We start from the raw sequence: 16,538 nt of genomic DNA, 5'->3' as shown, positions 1-16,538 counted from the left end.
TCAGGCTCCCTTGGGGATGGCGGTGATGCGGAGGTCGGTTCCGATGCGCGCGGTCTCGGTGATGTCGAGCCGCAACGCGTCGGTGATGGTGGCGATTCCCGCGTCGGCGAGGGCGTTCGGGCCCGCGCCGAGGAGGACGGGGGCGAGGTAGCCGACGACCTGGTCGACGGCGCCCGCGGCGAGGAAGGCGCCCGCGAGGGTGGGGCCGCCTTCGAGGAGGACGGAGCGGACACCGCGCGCGTGGAGGGCGTCCAGGAGGGCGGGGACGGAGAGGCCGTGCTCGGCCCTCGGGAGGCGTACGACGTCCGTGAGCGTGGTCTCGGCGTCCTCGGCGACGGCGATGAGGGTGGGGGCCGCGTCGTCGAGGATCCGGGCGCCCGGCTTCACGGCGGTCGCCTCGGTGTCGACGACGACCCGCAGCGGCTGGACGGCCCCCTCGATGCCGCGTACGGCCAGATGGGGGTCGTCGGCGCGGGCGGTGCCGGAGCCGACGACGACGGCGTCGGACTCGGCGCGCAGCCGGTGGACGTCGGCGCGCGACTCGGCGGAGGTGATCCAGCGGGAGCTGCCGTCGGCGGCGGCGATCCGGCCGTCGAGGGTGGCGGCGTACTTCCACCGGACGAAGGGGCGGCCGTGGCGTACGGAGGTGAGCCAGGCGATGTTGACCGCTTCGGCCTCGGCGGCCAGGACTCCGGACGCGACCTCGACCCCGGCGCCGCGCAGGGTGTCGGCACCGCCCGTGGCCTGCGGGTTCGGGTCGCCGACCGCGTACACGACCCGGCTGATCCCGGCCTCGATCAGGGCCTGGGCGCAGGGGCCGGTGCGGCCGGTGTGGTTGCAGGGTTCGAGGGTGACGTAGGCGGTGCCGCCGCGGGCGAGTGCGCCGGCCTCGCGCAGGGCGTGGACCTCGGCGTGCGGGCCTCCGGCGCGCCGGTGCCAGCCCTCGCCGACCCGGTGGCCGGAGGCGTCGGTGACGACACAGCCGACGACGGGGTTGGGGCTCGTGGCGCCGAGACCGCGGGCGGCGAGCTCGACGGCGCGTCGCATGGCGGTGGTGTCGGCCTGCTGGGCCACCGGGTCCTCCTGCCTCTTCGGGCACGGACTCCGGGGCCTGTCGATGACGACAGAGAGCGGAAACGACGCCTCGCGCAGGGTGCGCCGAGGCCGGCGTCGCGTGGTTCGCCGGGAACGGCGACCAGCGGACGTACGGCCGGCACACCCCTGACAGGGGTCGCCCGCCGCGCACTGCCTCCCATCCGGACTTTCACCGTCGGTCCAGGAATCTCACCTGGTCAACCGGCCGCTGGCTGCGGACGGGTCGCGGACTATACCGCCGGTTCGGAATTACACCGACCCCGGAGTGCGCTGCTGCTGATACAGGGCCAGTGTGCCACGGACGCCGTGAGGCCATGCGGCCGAGACCCTGTGGGCTGGCTCACACGATTCCGCTGACGACGACTTTGGTCCAGACCTATTGACGCACTGGTCTAGTCCTCTTAATCTCCGTGTCACCTCCGAGGTAACGGTCCGACGGCGTGCGCACTCCACGGGCCCAACACGACCCACCGCCTTGTTCGTTGTGTTTTCCCAGCCTCCCCAGGAGGAACCGATCGTGTTGTCCCCCACCACGAAGAGAGCCTCGCTGCTCGCTTCCGGCGCGGCCGTCACCGGGCTGCTGCTCAGCTCGCTGGTCGGCGGCGTCTCGTACGCGGCCGACAACGAGTCCTGTCGTCCCGACGGGCTCCACAAGACCCCCGGCGTCGACGTCCCGTACTGCTCGGTCTACGACACCGAGGGCCGCGAGAAGATGGGCGCGGACCACCAGCGCCGGGTCATCGGCTACTTCACCGGCTGGCGCACCGGCAAGAACGGCCAGCCCGCGTACCTGGCCAAGGACATCCCGTGGGAGAAGATCACCCACATCAACTACGCCTTCGGCCACGTCGGCGGGGACAACAAGCTCTCCGTCGGCGCGGACGGTCCGAACAACGCGGCCACCGGGATGACCTGGCCCGGTGTCGCCGGAGCCGAGATGGACCCCGCGTACGCCTACAAGGGCCACTTCAACCTGCTCAACAAGTTCAAGAAGCAGCACCCGAACGTGAAGACGCTGATCTCGGTCGGCGGCTGGGCGGAGACGGGCGGCTACTTCGCGGACAACGGCGACCGCGTGAACTCCGGCGGCTTCTACTCGATGGCCACCAACGCCGACGGTTCGGTCAACCAGGCCGGGATCGACACCTTCGCGACGTCGTCCGTCGAGTTCATCCGCAAGTACGGGTTCAACGGCGTCGACATCGACTACGAGTACCCGACGACCATGAAGGACGCCGGCAACCCGCTCGACTGGCAGTTCGCCAACGCGCGCCGCGCCGGGCTCGTGCAGGGTTACGCGGCCCTCATGAAGTCCCTCCGCGAGAAGCTGGACGCGGCCGGCGCCGCCGACGGCAAGCACTACCTGCTGACCGTCGCCGCCCCCTCCTCCGGCTACCTGCTGCGCGGCATGGAGACCTTCCAGATGCAGAAGTATCTGGACTACGTCAACATCATGTCCTACGACCTGCACGGCGCCTGGAACGAGTACGTCGGGCCCAACGCCTCGCTCTTCGACGACGGCAAGGACGGCGAGCTCGCCGCGGCCAACGTCTACGGCTCGGCGCAGTACGGCGGCATCGGCTACCTCAACACCGACTGGGCCTACCACTACTTCCGCGGCTCGATGCCGGCCGGTCGCATCAACATCGGCCTGCCCTACTACACCCGCGGCCACAAGAACGTGCAGGGCGGCACCGACGGCCTGTGGGGCAAGGCCTCCGCGGCCACCTGCCCGGCCGGAGCCGGTCTGACCAAGTGCGGTGACGGCGCCGTCGGCATCGACAACCTGTGGCACGACAAGGACACCAACGGCGTCGAGTCGCCCGCCGGCTCGAACCCGATGTGGCACGCCAAGAACCTGGAGAAGGGGATCGTCGGCGACTACGTCACGCAGTACGGCTTCCCCGCGAACACCACGCTGACCGGCACCTACGCCCGCAAGTACGACTCGACCCTGGTCGCGCCGTGGCTGTGGAACGCGCAGAAGAGGGTCTTCCTCTCCACCGAGGACGAGCAGTCGGTGGCCGCGAAGGCCGACTACGTGGTCGCCAAGGGCATCGGCGGCACCATGGTCTGGGAGATGGCGGGCGACTACGCCTGGAACGCCGCCAAGGGCCAGTACGAGATGGGCTCCACGCTCACCTCGCTGATGTACGACAAGTTCAAGGCGGCCGCCCCGTACGGCGCGAAGAAGTCGAACAAGGCGCTGCCGGCCCAGGCCGTGAAGATCGACGCCCAGTTCACCGAGTTCAAGCTGGGCGACTCGAACTACCCGATCACCCCGAAGATCAAGATCACCAACAACACGGCGACCACCCTCCCCGGCGGCACCGAGTTCCAGTTCGACTACGGCACCTCGGCGCCGGCCAACGCCTCCGACCAGTCCGGCTTCGGCACGAAGGTCGTCAGCAGCGACCACACGGGCTCCAACGTGGGCGGTCTGAAGGGCGACTTCCACCGCGTCTCCCTGAAGCTCCCGGCCTGGCAGTCGCTGGCCCCGGGCGCCACGGTCGACCTGGCCTTCAACTACTACCTGCCGGTGTCCACCCCCTCCAACTGGACGGTGAACATCAACGGCACGACGTACGCCCTCGCCGGTGACCTGGCGCGCGGCACGACGGTGGTGGAGCCGGGCTCCACGACCCCGCCGACCACCCCGCCCACGACGCCGCCCACCACTCCGCCGACGACTCCCCCGACGACGCCGCCGGCCACGGGCTGCGGCTCGGTCCCGGCGTACGTGGCCGGCACGGTCTACAACGCGGGCAACGAGGTCTCCCACAACGGCCGCAAGTACAAGGCCCAGTGGTGGACCCAGAACGAGACGCCGGGCACGACCGGCGAGTGGGGCGTCTGGAAGGACCTCGGCGCCTGCTGAGAACCTGACCTGCCCTCTCCGACGCCTTCCCCTGAAAGCTCCCGGCGGCGGACACTCACGGCCCTTGCCGCCGCCGGGCTCTCTTCGCGCCGCGCCCCCCTGTCCGGGGCGCGGCGCGCACCCGTTCCCGGGCTACGGGCTACGGGCCACGGGCCACGGGCCACGGGCTACGGGAACAGCTCGTCCTGCGCCGCGTCGCGGGCGCGCAGCAGGGCGCCGCGGAGGACGGCCGTGTCGCCCAGGGCGGTGGGCCGGACCTCCGTACGGAGGGGTGAGAGCGTCACGAGTTCGGACTCGACGCGCGCGGCGAGTCCGGCGCCGCCCTGGTGGCCGGTCTCCCCGCCGAGAACCACACAGCCGGGGTCGAGGACGGAGACGACCGCGGCCGCTCCGACGGCGAGGCGACGGGCGAGGGCGTCGAGGAAGGGCCCGTGGCCCGAGGCGAGCGCGTCGGCCGGGTCGAGCCCGTGGGCGACGGCGAGGGTCTCGACGGCGGCCGCGCAGGCCAGCTCGTGGAAGCCGCCGTCGCAGCCGGTGGCCGAGGGCAGTCCCGAGGTGCCGGGCACGGGCAGGAAGCCGATCTCGCCGGCGCCGCCGGAGGCACCGCGGCGCAGCCGCCCGTCGAGGACGACGGCGGCGCCGACGCCCTGACCGAGCCAGAGCAGGACGAAGTCCTCGCGGTCGCGGGCGGCGCCCTCGCGCAGTTCGGCGACGGCGGCGAGGTTGGTCTCGTTCTCGACGAGCACATGGGCCGGCAACCGTTCCTGGAGGACGGCGACGAGCCGGCGGTGCCAGGCGGGGAGCCCCGTGGAGTCGCGCAGTTCGCCGGTGGCCGGGTCGATGAGCCCGGGAGCGCCGACGGCGACGGTGTGCAGCCGGTCGGCGCCCGCCTCCTTCACGGTCCGCTCCAGGAGCGTGACCGCCTTCTCGACGGCCGGCCCGGTGCCACTGTCGTCGCCGACGGGTACGGACGCCTCGGCGAGGGTGGTGCCGAGCAGGTCGGAGACGGTGACGGAGACCGAGCGGGTGCGGACGTCGAGGGCGGCGAGGTGCGCGCGGTCGGCGACGATCCCGTACAGCTTGGCGTTGGGGCCGCGGCGCTCGGCTCCCGACTCCCCCACGACGTGGACGAGCCCGGAGCCCTGGAGCCGTTCGACGAGGTCGGCGACGGTGGGCCGGGAGAGGCCGGTGAGGGCCTTGAGCTGAGTGGCCGTCAACGGGCCCTCGTCCTGGAGCAGTCGCAGGGCGAACCGGTCGTTGATGGCTCGTGCGGTGCTCGGGGATGCGGCCATGCGGCGATCCTCTCAGACTCGTGGGGAGCGGCACTCCCCGCCGCGGTCTATTTATCAGGCAGGGTTCCTGATAGTTTACGCGCACACCACGACCACCGGGAGGGGCCCATGGCGGCGGAGACCGTCACCAGCACCGATCGCCTGCGGCGGGCGCGCTTCGCCGTCGCCGCCGTGTTCTGCGTCCACGGCGCCGTCACCGGCAGCTTCGCGACCCGGATCCCCTGGATCCAGGAGCACGCGGGCGTCAGCGCGGGCCAGCTCGGACTCGCGCTCGCCTTCCCCGCGCTCGGCGCCTCGCTCGCGATGCCGCTCGCCGGGGCCATCGGCCACCGCTTCGGCGCCCGCACGGCGCTGCGCGGCCTGCTCGCCCTGTGGACGCTCTCCCTGACGCTGCCGGCGCTGGCACCGAACATCTGGGGGCTGTGCGGCGCGCTCTTCGTGTACGGCGCCACCGCGGGCATGTCCGACGTCGCGATGAACGCGCTCGGCGTCGAGACCGAGAACCGGCTCGGCAAGTCGATCATGTCGAGCCTGCACGGCATGTGGAGCGTCGGCGCCCTCATCGGCTCCGCCGCCGGCACGGTCGCCGCCCACCTCGGCGGCGACGCCCGGCTCCACCACCTCACCGCGGCCCTGCTCCTCACCGCGCTCGGCCTGTTCTTCTGCCAGGGCGTGCTCGACGTGCGCAGCACCCCGGACGAGGAGGCCCCGCCGCGGTTCGCGCTGCCGCCCAGGTCCGCCCTGGTCATCGGCGCCATCGGCTTCTGCGCGGTCTTCGCGGAGGGCGCGAGCCTCGACTGGTCCGCCGTCTACCTCCGGGACGAGCTGGGCAGCTCGGCCGGGCTCGCGGCCGCCTCCACCACCGCCTTCGCGCTGACGATGGCCGTGGCACGGCTTGCCGGCGACCGGGTCGTGGACCGCTTCGGGGCGGTCCGTACCGTACGCGTCGGGGGCGTCACCGCGACCGTGGGCGGGCTCATGGTCGTGTTCGCCCCGCACGCCGCCGTGGCGATGGCCGGATTCGGTCTCATCGGGCTCGGGATCGCCGTCGTCGTCCCGCTCGCCTTCGCGGCGGCCGGGCGCAGCGGCCCGAATCCCAGCCAGGCCATCGCGGGCGTCGCCACCATCACGTACACCTCCGGTCTGATCGCCCCCTCGGCGATCGGCGGCATCGCCGACGCGACCTCCCTGGTCGTCTCCTTCGGCCTGGTCACCCTGCTCGCGCTGGGTCTGGTGGCCGGCGCGGGGGTACTGAGGACGGCGGGCCGGAAGACGGCGTCGACACCGGCGGCGGACGGCGCCCAGGCGAAGGCCTCCGGTCCGGTCGGCGGCTGACGCCCCTGGCCGACCGGGCCACGATCCGCCGGACGCGTCCTGACGTCCTCCCGCCGGTCGGGCCGCGGGCTCCGGCACAGAGGCTCCGCTCGGCGGCCCGCGTCCTCCCGTCGATCGGCCCCGGCCTCCGGCGCACGGCTCCCACCTGCGGTGGCGCATACCATGTGGCTGATCTTCAGCGGTCGCGACACGGCGGCCCGAACCGCAGAACGGGAGCGACCTCATGAACCTCGGCGTGCGCTGGACCCTGCACGGCGACGGGCGAACACCCGCTCCCGGGGCCGTCGTCCGTCCGGACGAGCGGCTCTCCTGGCCCCGTACGGTCGGCCTCGGCGCCCAGCACGTGGTGGCCATGTTCGGGGCGTCGTTCGTGGCCCCGGTCCTCATGGGCCTGGACCCGAACCTGGCGATCATGATGTCCGGTGTCGCGACCGCGATCTTCCTCCTCGCGACCCGCGGCACCGTCCCCTCCTACCTGGGCTGCTCGCTCTCCTTCGTCGGTGTCGCCGCCGCCATCCGGGCCTCCGGCGGCACCAGCGCCACCGTGACCGGCGCGGTCCTCGTCGTGGGCGCGGCGCTCTTCCTCGCCGGTCTCGCCGTCCGGAAGTTCGGGGCGCGGATCATCCACGCGGCGATGCCCCCGATCGTGACCGGCGCCGTCGTCATGCTGATCGGCTTCAACCTGGCCCCGGTCACCGCGTCGACGTACTGGCCGCAGGACCAGTGGACGGCCCTCCTCGTGATGCTGTTCACCGGTCTCGCCGTGGTCTGCCTGCGGGGCTTCTGGTCCCGGATCGCGATCTTCCTCGGCCTGATCTTCGGCTACGGCATCTCCTGGGTCTTCGACCTGGTCTTCGGGAAGATCCACTCGATGTCCCCGAGCGGCCAGGTCACCGACCACTGGCGGCTCGACCTCTCCGGAGTCTCCACGGCCGACTGGATCGGCCTGCCCTCGTTCCACGGACCGAGCTTCGAGTGGTCGGCGATCCTGGTCGCGCTGCCCGTCGTCATCGCCCTGCTCGCCGAGAACGCCGGACACGTCAAGGCCGTCGGCGAGATGACCGGCAAGCCGCTCGACGACCAGCTCGGCACCGCGATCGCCGCCGACGGCGCCGCCTCGATGCTGTCGACGGCCGTGGGCGGCCCGCCGAACACCACGTACTCCGAGAACATCGGCGTCATGGCCGCCACCCGGGTCTACTCGACCGCCGCCTACTGGGCCGCCGCCGGCTTCGCCCTGCTCTTCGGGCTCTGCCCGAAGTTCGGCGCGGTCGTCGCCGCCATCCCCGGCGGTGTCCTCGGCGGCATCACCGTGATCCTGTACGGCATGATCGGCCTGCTCGGCGCCCAGATCTGGATCAACGCCGGGGTGGACCTGCGCAACCCGCTCAACCTGGTCCCGGCCGCCGCCGGCATCATCATCGGCGTCGGCGGGGTGAAGCTGACCTTCACCGACACCTTCGAGCTGGGCGGCATCGCGCTCGGCACGATCGTCGTCATCACCGGCTACCACGTGCTGCGCGCCTTCGCCCCGGCCCACCTCAAGGAGCAGGAGCCCCTGCTCGACTCCGGGACCAGCTCGTACGAGAGCACGTCCGGCGAGGAACCGCTGTCGAAGAACTGAGTGATTCGCCCGTTCTGGGGAAGCCGGGCCCGGGGTGCTCCCGCCCGGGCCCGGTGGCTGGGAGCCTGCCCCCATGGCGCAGACCCAGCAGATCGAACAGATCGAGCAGATCGAGAAGGTCGGACAGACCGAGGAGATCGAGCGGGCCGAGGAGATCGAGCGGGCCGAGCATCTGCTCGGGCCCTTCGTGGCGGTCGACCCCGTGGTGGACCGGATGCGGTCGCTCCGCTCGGCCTGGCATCCGGCCGACGGGGTCGCCGTCTTCAACCGGGTCTATCTGACCGTCACGGAGGAGATCGGCCACGCCATCGAGGCGGGCGGCTTCGCCGACCGGAGGGCCGCCGCCATCCTCGACGTACGGTTCGCCGAGCGGTACCTCGCGGCGGTCGACGCCGTCGCCACCGGTGGCCCCGCCCCCGCCTGCTGGCGGCCCCTCTTCCACTACCGGCGCCACCCCGGCGTACGGCCGCTGCAGTTCGCGCTCGCCGGGATCAACGCCCACGTCGGCCACGACCTGGCGCTCGCCGTCGTCGACGCCTGCCGGATCCTGGAGTGCGCGCCGCCCGACCTGGAGGACGAGTTCGACCGGGTCGGCGACATCCTCGTCCTCCTGGAGGAGCGCATCCGGGAGGAGCTGATGCCGGGCCCGGACCTCCTGGAGATCGCGGACCCGCTCACCCATCTGCTCGGCTGCTGGAGCCTCGACCGGGCCAGGGACGGGGCCTGGCTCGCGGCGCGCTCGCTCTGGCAGCTCCGTGAACTCCCCGAGCTCGCCGGGGAGTTCACGGAGCGCCTCGACCGCTCGGTGGGCCTGGTGGGGCGGATGCTGCTCACCCCGCTCGGACGCCCCTAGGAACTCAGTCCTCCGGCAGCTCGACCGGGGCGATCTCGTCGTACACGTCGCCAGGACCCGGGTTGGTGCCGTCGGTGGCGCCGCCGAAGTGGTGCATCACGCCCCAGACCGCGTTGAGCGCCGTCTGCACCGCGCCCTCGGCCCAGCCGGCCGTCCAGGAGATGTCGTCGCCCGCGAGGAAGATGCCCCGCTTGTCCTCGGGGAGGCTGTCCTGCATGAAATGGGTGAACAGGCGCCGCTGGTAGCGGTAGTGGCCCGGCAGGTTCGCCTTGAAGGCGCCCATGAAGTAGGGCTCGTTCTCCCAGGAGACCGTCACCGGGTTGCCGATGATGTGCTTCCGGATGTCGACCTTCGGGTAGATCTCGCCGAGCGACTTCAGCATGACCTCCATCCGCTCGTTCGCGGAGAGCGGCAGCCACTTCAGGCTGTCGTCGCACCAGGTGTACGAGAGGCAGATCGTGGCCGGCTTGTCCGGTCCGTCGTCAAGGAGGTACGTGCCGCGGGTCATCCGGTCGGTCAGCGTCATCGACATGGCGTCCCGGCCGGTCTCCTCGTCCTTGTCCAGCCAGAACGGCCGGTCGACGGGCACGAAGAGCTTGGACGACTCCATGTAGTGGGTGCGCTCGATCGCCGTCCAGTGGTCGATCGGGAAGAGCGAGTCGTCACAGGCGATCTTGGAGAGCAGCATCCAGGACTGTGCGGTGAAGATCGCCGCCTGGTAGGTGCGGATGTCCCCGGAGGCGTCGGTCACGGTGATCCGGTTGCCGGCGGTCCGGTTCAGCCGGGTCACGGCCGGCTTCGGGGCGCCCCCGTGCAGGGAGCTGAGCGAGGTGCCCTGCGCCCAGTGGACGATCTTCCCGGGCTCGCGCTCCCACAGGCGCAGCGGCAGCTGCTGCGAGCCGCCCACGATGCCCCGGTGGTGGTCGTCGGCCTCGGTGTAGACGACGCGGAGGATCTCCAGGATGGAGTTGGGGAAATCGGTGTCCCAGCCGCCGGTGCCGAAGCCGACCTGGCCGAAGATCTCGCGGTGCCGGAAGGACTTGAAGGACTCCGACTCGCAGAGGAAGCCGTAGAAGGTCTGGTTGTCGAGCTTCTCGACGAGCTTCGACCAGATCTCGCGGATGCGCGGGACGTCCCGCTCGCGCATGGCCTGGTTCATGTCGGAGAAGTCGGCGCCCTCGTCGAGGCAGGCGTTCCACGCGTTCATCACGTCGCGGTAGACCTGCGGGAGGTCGTCGACGGTGGTGGCGTAGTGCGACTCGCCCTTGAGGTCGACGACGGTCGAGGGGGTCGTCTCGGCCAGCGGGTTCGGGAACGGCCTGGTCTCCAGGCCGACCAGGTCGATGTAGTGCTGGAGGGCGGTCGAGGAGGGCGGGAAGCGCATGGCGCCCATCTCGGCGGTGAGGCCCTCGGTGGCGGTGCCCTCGAAGCCCACGGTCCGCAGCCGGCCGCCGATCTGGTCGGCCTCGTAGACGACGGGCTTGAGGCCCATCTTCATGAGTTCGTACGCGGCGATGATGCCGGAGAGACCGCCGCCGATGACGGCGACCTCGGTGCCGTGCTCGGTGGCCGGTATCTGGCCGAGCCCGGCCGGGTGGGCCAGGAAGTCGTCGTAGGCGTACGGGAAGTCCGGACCGAACATGGTGATCGGCGGCTGGCCGTCGCTGTGGGGGACGGCGGTCGTGGGCACCGTGGACGTCATGGGGTACGGACTCCTTGCACGGAAAAGAAAAGGCAGGTCAGGAAGGCTGGGGAGGGCCCGTGCCTGTGCACGGCGGCCCGGTGGGCGACGGCTCAGACGAGGGAGCCGTAGAGCCCGGGGCGGCGGTCGGCGAGGTAGGTGTTGTTCTTCCGGGAGGCCGCGAGGAAGTCGGGGTCGACCTCGCCGAAGACGAGGTCCTCGCCGCGTCCGGCGCGGGCGCGGGCGGTGCCGTCGGGGCCCGCGAGGGTGGAGAGGCCGACGAACTCGAACTCGCCCTCGGGCCCGGTCCGGTTCACGTACGCCACGTACATCTGGCTCTCGAAGGCGCGGACGGGGATCACCGACTCGGCGACGAACTGGAAGGGGTGCATCTGCGCGGTCGGGACGACGAGGAAGTCGGTGCCGGCGAGCGCGTGGGACCGGACGTTCTCCGGGAACTCGACGTCGTAGCAGATCAGCATGCCGACGCGGACGCCGTCGACCTCGGCCTGGACGACGGTCCGGTCGCCGGGGGTGAACCACTTCTGCTCGAAGCAGCCGAAGAGGTGGGTCTTGCGGTAGTTCGCCAGGAGGGTGCCGTCGGCGCCGACGAGCCGGGCGGAGTTGTAGAGCACGCCGTGCCGCTCGGTGTCCCGCTCCGGGTAGCCGTAGACGATCGCGAGACCGTGGCGGACGGCGAGTGCGGCGACGGCCCGCGCCGAGGGGCCGTCGGCGGGCTCGGCGAGCCTCGGGACGTCGTCGCCGATCGCGTACCCGGTGAGGAAGAGCTCGGGGGCGATGAGGAGGCCGGCTCCGGTGGCCGCGGCGCGACCTGCGGCCTCGTCGAGGACGGCGAGGTTGGCGGCCACGTCACCGGGCTGTCCGGAGCTCTGGAGCAGGGCGGTGCGCAGCGCGGGCATCGGCGGTCCTCGGAGTGTCTGAAGGGGGAGGGAGACGTCAAAAACGGTACGGTTCCGGACTCCGCCGGGACAAGGCGGCAGCGTTGCGGACCGACCGTCGAACCGTTGCGCGATCGACGGGTGGGGCGGCGATTCGTTGCGCACGCCTCCCCCGGGGGTCGCAGGGCTTCCCCGCCGCACGGCGGAGACGGGACCGTCCTCGGGTGCGACGCCGTGCGGCGGTGGTCGCGGAAGAGTGGTGGTCGTCCGGTTGACCTGCCGAAAGGACCGAAACGACCATGAAGCGCCGTACGAAGATCATCGCCGTCGCCGCCGCCTTCCTGATCATCGCGGGAGCCACCGGTTCCGCCGTCGCCTCGGGGGAGGGCGCGGACGGCATGTCCGCCGCGCGGACCGTGCAGCGGGAGGCCGCCGCGCTGACCGGCACGGCGAAGCTGTACCGGCCGGCCGGGGACGACATCACGTTCTCCTTCGACGCCCACCTGGCCGAGCAGGACCGGCAGGACCCGATGAAGGCCACCGGCACGTTCCGCTTCAGCCACTACAAGGGTGACTGGGGTGGGTACGCGAAGGTGAAGGTCGACTGCCTCGCCACGGGCGGCAAGGTGGCTGTCGTGTCCGGCGTCGTCGTCGAGACGGATGTGAAGGAGTTCCGGAAGGCGCGCGTCGGGGTCACGGTGCACGACGACGCCGGCGGTGACCGGCTCGGCTACACGTGGATGACGGCCGACCCGCAGAAGGACAAGGTCCCGCCGTGCGTCAGCGGAGCGCCGTTCGAGAAGGTCCAGGAGGGGACGGGCGACTTCCGGGTCACGCCCTGGGAGTTCGTCTACCCGACCGAGTAGAGCGGCCACCCATGGACCGCCCCACGGGGGTGGACGGGCGAAGGGGCGGTGCGGGAACCACGGCCCGCACCGCCCCGATCGCCGACGCCCCGCAGGGTTACGCGGGCGAGCCCGAGGAGAAGCGCCGCAGCAGCGGCGAGAGCACCAGGACGGACTTGGTGCGCTCCACGAACGGTTCGCCCGCGATCCGCTCCAGGACCCGCTCGAAGTGCCGCATGTCCGAGGCGAAGACCTGGACGACGGCGTCCGCGTCGCCGGTGACGGTCGACGCGGACACCACTTCGGGGTACCGCTCCAGGCCTCGCCGGATGTCGTTCGGCGAGGTGTTGTGGCGGCAGTAGATCTCGACGAAGCCCTCGGTCTCCCAGCCGAGCGCCGCCGGGTCCACCCGTACGGTGAAGCCGGTGATGGCACCCTCGGCCCTGAGCCGGTCCACGCGCCGCTTCACGGCGGGCGCGGAGAGTCCGACGAGCATGCCGATGTCGGCGTAGCTGCGGCGGGCGTCTTCCGCGAGAGCGTGGACGATGCGTTCGTCGAGGTCGTTGAGTCGCACTACGGGTGGATCACTTCTGTTCGGAAGCCAGTCGGGAGCGGCGCATGCCGTACAGGAAGTAGAACACGAGGCCCACCACCATCCAGCCACCGAAGACGATCCACGTGGCGGTGTCCAGACTGAACATCATGTAGCCGCAGGCGATCAGGCCGAGGATCGGCGTGATCGGGAAGAGGGCGACCTTGAAGGTGCGCGGCAGGTCCGGGCGAGTCCAGCGCAGGATGACGACGGCGACGTTGACGAGGCCGAAGGCGAAGAGCGTGCCGATGCTGGTGGCGTCGGCGAGCTTGCCGAGCGGGATGAAGGCCGCGAGAGTGCCGCAGAAGAGGGAGACGATCACCACGTTGACGCGCGGGGCGCCGGACTTGGTGTGAACCCTGGCGAAGGCCTTGGGAACGAGCCCGTCGCGCGACATGGCGAAGAGGATGCGGGTCTGGCCGTAGAGGACGGCGAAGACGACGGAGGCGATGGCGACGACGGCGCCGGCGGCGAGGACGACACCCCAGAAGGTGTGCCCCGAGACGTCGGTCATGATCTTGGCGAGCGCGGCCTCGGTGGACCCGAAGTCCTGCCACGGCATGGCGCCGACGGCGACGAAGGCGACGAGGACGTAGAGCACGGTGACGATCAGCAGCGAGAGCATGATCGCGCGGGGCAGGTCGCGCTTGGGGTTCTTGGCCTCTTCACCGGCGGTGGAGGCGGCATCGAAGCCGATGTACGAGAAGAAGAGGGTAGCGGCGCCGGCGCTGATGCCCGTGATGCCGAGCGGGGCGAGGGGCGTGTAGTTGCCACCCTTGATGCCCAGGAACCCGATGCCTATGAAGAGCAGCAGGGTGACGATCTTCACCGCGACCATGATCGAGTTGATCCGGGCGCTCTCCTTGGCGCCACGCATCAGGAAGACCATGGCGAGCAGGACGACGACCAGCGCGGGCAGGTTGATGAAGCCGCCCTCGCCCATCGGGGACGAGACCTGTTCGGGGATGGTGATCCCCAGGGTGCCGTCGAGGAGTTCGTTGAGGTACTCGCCCCAGCCGACGGCGACCGCCGCGACGGAGACGCCGTACTCCAGGACCAGACACCAGCCGCAGACCCAGGCGACGAGTTCACCCATCGTTGCGTACGCATACGAGTACGAGGAGCCGGAGACGGGCACCGATCCGGCCAGCTCCGCGTAGGACAGGGCCGAGAAGAGTGCGGTCAGGCCCGCGATCACGAAGGAGATCGTGACTGCGGGGCCGGCCTTGGGGGCGGCGTCGCCGAGGACGACGAAGATGCCGGTGCCGAGCGTGGCACCGATGCTGATCATGGTCAGCTGCCACATGGTGAGCGAGCGGCGGAGGCTACCGCCCTCACCCTGCCCACCCTCCATGACCAGGCGTTCCACTGGCTTGCGCCGGGTAAGTGCGCCGAGCCCGGAGGTCTTGCGGGTGGTCGTGTCGTCGACCGGCGGGGCTGTGCCTTGATCCAGCACTGCGGAGGCTCCTTATCGCTGCCTGTGGGTACGGAGACGACCGCAGCGGTACGTGGGCATGACGCGTCAGACCCACGGGGGAAGGGGAACCGCCGAGCAGGCGGTCGCCGCCACTCCTGGTACGAGGCACGAGCCTAAGCGCCAGAGGTTCGCACTCGTAATGCAGGGTTGTTGCGCACTGGCGGATGATCATTGCGCTCTTCGGGCGCAGACGGGGAAACATTGCGCTCCCCCGCATGAATCGACACATCGGGGTGTGAACCGGTGCTCTCGCGCGTAGGGACTCCTCATGGCCGATGACCGACGCTTCGAGCTCCCGACCTCCCCGCGAACGGAGGACCCGGTGGGCTGGCTCGACCCGACACCCTTCCTCCGCGGTACCGCCTGGCTGGACGGCGGCCGGCCGGTGCGGGCCGATCCCGCCGACCTGGAGCGGCTGCCGTGGGACATCGCCGCGCGGGCCGCGCTGCCCATCGGCGTACGGCTGGAGTTCACGGCCGCGCCGGGCACGCGCGCGGTACGGCTCCGCTACCGGGCGGCCGTCCCGGAGCCGGACGACCCCCTCGCCGGGCTGCGCCACTGCTTCGCCGTCTGGAGCGGTACGCGGCTGGTCGGCGAGACCTGCGCCGCCCCGGCCGCGGAGGCCACCGTCACCCTGCCGCTGCCCCCGGCCGGCGGTGTCTTCACCGTCCACCTCCCGGAGGGGCAGGCCCCGGTGCCGCTCGCCCTGCGGGCCGTCGGCGGCGCCCTCTCCCCCGCCCCGGTCCGGCCCCGCTGGCTCGTCCACGGCGACTCGATCACCGAGGGCTGGTGGTCGACCCGTCCGGCCCTGTCCTGGCCCGCGACGGCGGGACGGCTGCTCGGCCTCGACGCGGTGAACCTCGGATACGCGGGCGGGGCCCGGGGCGAGCTCCCCCTCGCCGAGCAGCTGGCGCGGCTCCCGGGCGAGGTGATCACCCTCGCCTTCGGCACCAACTGCTGGTCGCGGGTGCCCGCGACGGCCGACTGGTTGTACGCCACCGTCCGGGCCTTCGTCGGGCTCGTGCGCCAGGGGCATCCGGAGGCCCCGCTGCTGATCGTCTCGCCGGTGCTCCGCCCGGAGGCCGAGCACACCCGCAACGCCCTCGGAGCGACCCTCACGGAGCTGCGCAGGGCGATGGAGCGGGCGGGCCGGGACCTGGCGGCGGAGGGCGACGGGCGCCTCCTGGTCCTCTCAGGACGACCACTGCTCGGCCCGGAGCACCTGGCGGACGGACTGCACCCGGACGACCGGGGGCATGCCCTGATCGCGGCGGCGGTGGCGGAGGCCCTCCGGCCGTACGTCCCCGTCAACCGTCCCCTGCCGCCAGGTCCCTGACCAGGAACGTGCACGGGTCGGCCTCGTCGTGCGGGTGACCGCTCAGGTCCGTCCAGCTCCAGCGGTCGGTGTACGCCACGACGGGCGCGTAGCCGAGCCGTGCGTACAGGGCCGCCGCGCGCGGGTTGTCCCGGGCCACGCCGAGGCCGAGCGCCGCTCTGCCGCGCTCCCGCGCCAGTCCCTCGGCCGCGTGGATCAGGGCCGTACCGATGCCCTGTCCCCGGAGCTCCCGCCGTACGTCGAGGCCGTTGAACTCGGGGCAGTCCCCCACCTCGGCCCGCACCTCGGGCGCCGCGCACCCGTCCCAGCGGACCTGCCCGTGGCCGACGGGTACGCCGTCCCGCCAGGCGAGGAGGTACGTGCCGGCCCCGGCCTCCTGGCGCGCGAACCGGTCGGCGTGACGCGTCGGCGCCCCGGGGGCGGGAAGGTGGCGGTCGAGCAGGGGCACGTCTGCGGCGCGGCAGGCCCTGATCTCCGTACGGTCCGGGGGATCCATGCGGCGACGGTACGGGAACGCCGTGGGGCCCCCGAAGCGCGGTGCGGGGGGCCCCCGCGCTGTAGACGTGGGGGGGGGCAATCGCCCCCTGGCGTGGAGCGGGGTGGCCACGGCGGAGCCGGCGGGGGGCAGGGT

General features: G+C 71.7%; 13 protein-coding genes and 1 riboswitch. Of the genes, 6 read left to right on the top strand and 7 right to left on the bottom strand.

Going from position 1 to position 16,538, the window contains the following annotated elements:
* On the bottom strand, positions 1 to 1,074 hold the full coding sequence (ribD, locus tag ACFWUY_RS29365; RefSeq protein WP_384116238.1) for a bifunctional diaminohydroxyphosphoribosylaminopyrimidine deaminase/5-amino-6-(5-phosphoribosylamino)uracil reductase RibD: 1,074 nt from the start codon (positions 1,072 to 1,074) through the stop codon (positions 1 to 3).
* A gap of 164 nt (positions 1,075 to 1,238) precedes the next feature.
* Positions 1,239 to 1,368, bottom strand: a riboswitch (FMN riboswitch).
* 244 nt (positions 1,369 to 1,612) lie between these two features.
* Between ribD and ACFWUY_RS29360 the strand changes: the two genes are divergently transcribed.
* Positions 1,613 to 3,973: a chitinase C-terminal domain-containing protein gene (locus ACFWUY_RS29360; protein ID WP_384116231.1), complete on the top strand. Its 2,361-nt coding sequence runs from the start codon at positions 1,613 to 1,615 to the stop codon at positions 3,971 to 3,973.
* Positions 3,974 to 4,140: 167 nt separating this feature from the next.
* Here the strand turns inward: ACFWUY_RS29360 and ACFWUY_RS29355 are convergent, their stop codons facing one another.
* Entirely contained in the window at positions 4,141 to 5,265 is a 1,125-nt protein-coding gene (locus tag ACFWUY_RS29355; protein ID WP_384116227.1) for an ROK family transcriptional regulator, read from the bottom strand.
* Between the two features lie 108 nt (positions 5,266 to 5,373).
* On the opposite strand from ACFWUY_RS29355, the gene ACFWUY_RS29350 reads away from it, so the two are divergent.
* The 3 genes from ACFWUY_RS29350 (at position 5,374) to ACFWUY_RS29340 (ending at position 9,077) form a co-directional block, all read left to right on the top strand.
* The gene (locus ACFWUY_RS29350) at positions 5,374 to 6,600 is read left to right on the top strand and encodes an MFS transporter (protein WP_384116222.1); all 1,227 of its coding nucleotides are present in this window, start codon (positions 5,374 to 5,376) and stop codon (positions 6,598 to 6,600) included.
* A 223-nt stretch (positions 6,601 to 6,823) separates the two neighbouring features.
* Positions 6,824 to 8,224 (top strand): uracil-xanthine permease family protein, encoded by a 1,401-nt coding sequence (locus tag ACFWUY_RS29345; RefSeq protein ID WP_384116215.1) that lies wholly within the window; start codon positions 6,824 to 6,826, stop codon positions 8,222 to 8,224.
* A gap of 154 nt (positions 8,225 to 8,378) precedes the next feature.
* Complete coding sequence (locus tag ACFWUY_RS29340) at positions 8,379 to 9,077, top strand: DUF5995 family protein (protein ID WP_384116451.1); 699 nt, start codon at positions 8,379 to 8,381, stop codon at positions 9,075 to 9,077.
* Positions 9,078 to 9,081: 4 nt separating this feature from the next.
* On the opposite strand, the gene ACFWUY_RS29335 is transcribed toward ACFWUY_RS29340, so the two are convergent.
* Both ACFWUY_RS29335 and ACFWUY_RS29330 read right to left on the bottom strand, forming a co-directional pair.
* A complete protein-coding gene (locus tag ACFWUY_RS29335) occupies positions 9,082 to 10,779 on the bottom strand; it encodes a flavin monoamine oxidase family protein (RefSeq protein ID WP_384116210.1) in 1,698 nt (565 codons plus the stop codon).
* A 92-nt stretch (positions 10,780 to 10,871) separates the two neighbouring features.
* Positions 10,872 to 11,678, bottom strand: a complete 807-nt coding sequence (locus ACFWUY_RS29330; RefSeq protein ID WP_384116202.1) for a carbon-nitrogen hydrolase family protein — start codon at positions 11,676 to 11,678, stop codon at positions 10,872 to 10,874.
* Positions 11,679 to 11,956: 278 nt separating this feature from the next.
* Between ACFWUY_RS29330 and ACFWUY_RS29325 the strand changes: the two genes are divergently transcribed.
* On the top strand, positions 11,957 to 12,523 hold the full coding sequence (locus ACFWUY_RS29325) for a Repetin (RefSeq protein ID WP_384116199.1): 567 nt from the start codon (positions 11,957 to 11,959) through the stop codon (positions 12,521 to 12,523).
* A gap of 97 nt (positions 12,524 to 12,620) precedes the next feature.
* Here ACFWUY_RS29325 and ACFWUY_RS29320 read toward each other — a convergent pair whose 3' ends face one another.
* Positions 12,621 to 13,076 (bottom strand): Lrp/AsnC family transcriptional regulator, encoded by a 456-nt coding sequence (locus ACFWUY_RS29320; RefSeq protein WP_384116194.1) that lies wholly within the window; start codon positions 13,074 to 13,076, stop codon positions 12,621 to 12,623.
* A 10-nt stretch (positions 13,077 to 13,086) separates the two neighbouring features.
* Complete coding sequence (locus ACFWUY_RS29315; protein ID WP_384116187.1) at positions 13,087 to 14,550, bottom strand: amino acid permease; 1,464 nt, start codon at positions 14,548 to 14,550, stop codon at positions 13,087 to 13,089.
* 289 nt (positions 14,551 to 14,839) lie between these two features.
* Here ACFWUY_RS29315 and ACFWUY_RS29310 point away from each other — a divergent pair, with 289 nt between their 5' ends.
* Positions 14,840 to 15,907, top strand: coding sequence for a GDSL-type esterase/lipase family protein (locus tag ACFWUY_RS29310; RefSeq protein ID WP_384116181.1), 1,068 nt, complete (start codon positions 14,840 to 14,842; stop codon positions 15,905 to 15,907).
* Here ACFWUY_RS29310 and ACFWUY_RS29305 read toward each other — a convergent pair.
* Positions 15,879 to 16,403, bottom strand: coding sequence for a GNAT family N-acetyltransferase (locus tag ACFWUY_RS29305; protein WP_384116177.1), 525 nt, complete (start codon positions 16,401 to 16,403; stop codon positions 15,879 to 15,881). The genes ACFWUY_RS29310 and ACFWUY_RS29305 overlap by 29 nt on opposite strands.
* Positions 16,404 to 16,538 lie beyond the last annotated feature (135 nt).

This window comes from Streptomyces sp. NPDC058664 (assembly GCF_042716635.1).
Lineage (GTDB): Bacteria > Actinomycetota > Actinomycetes > Streptomycetales > Streptomycetaceae > Streptomyces.
The sequence above is the reverse complement of the archived record's forward strand: the minus strand, read 5'-3'. Positions and strand labels throughout refer to the sequence as shown.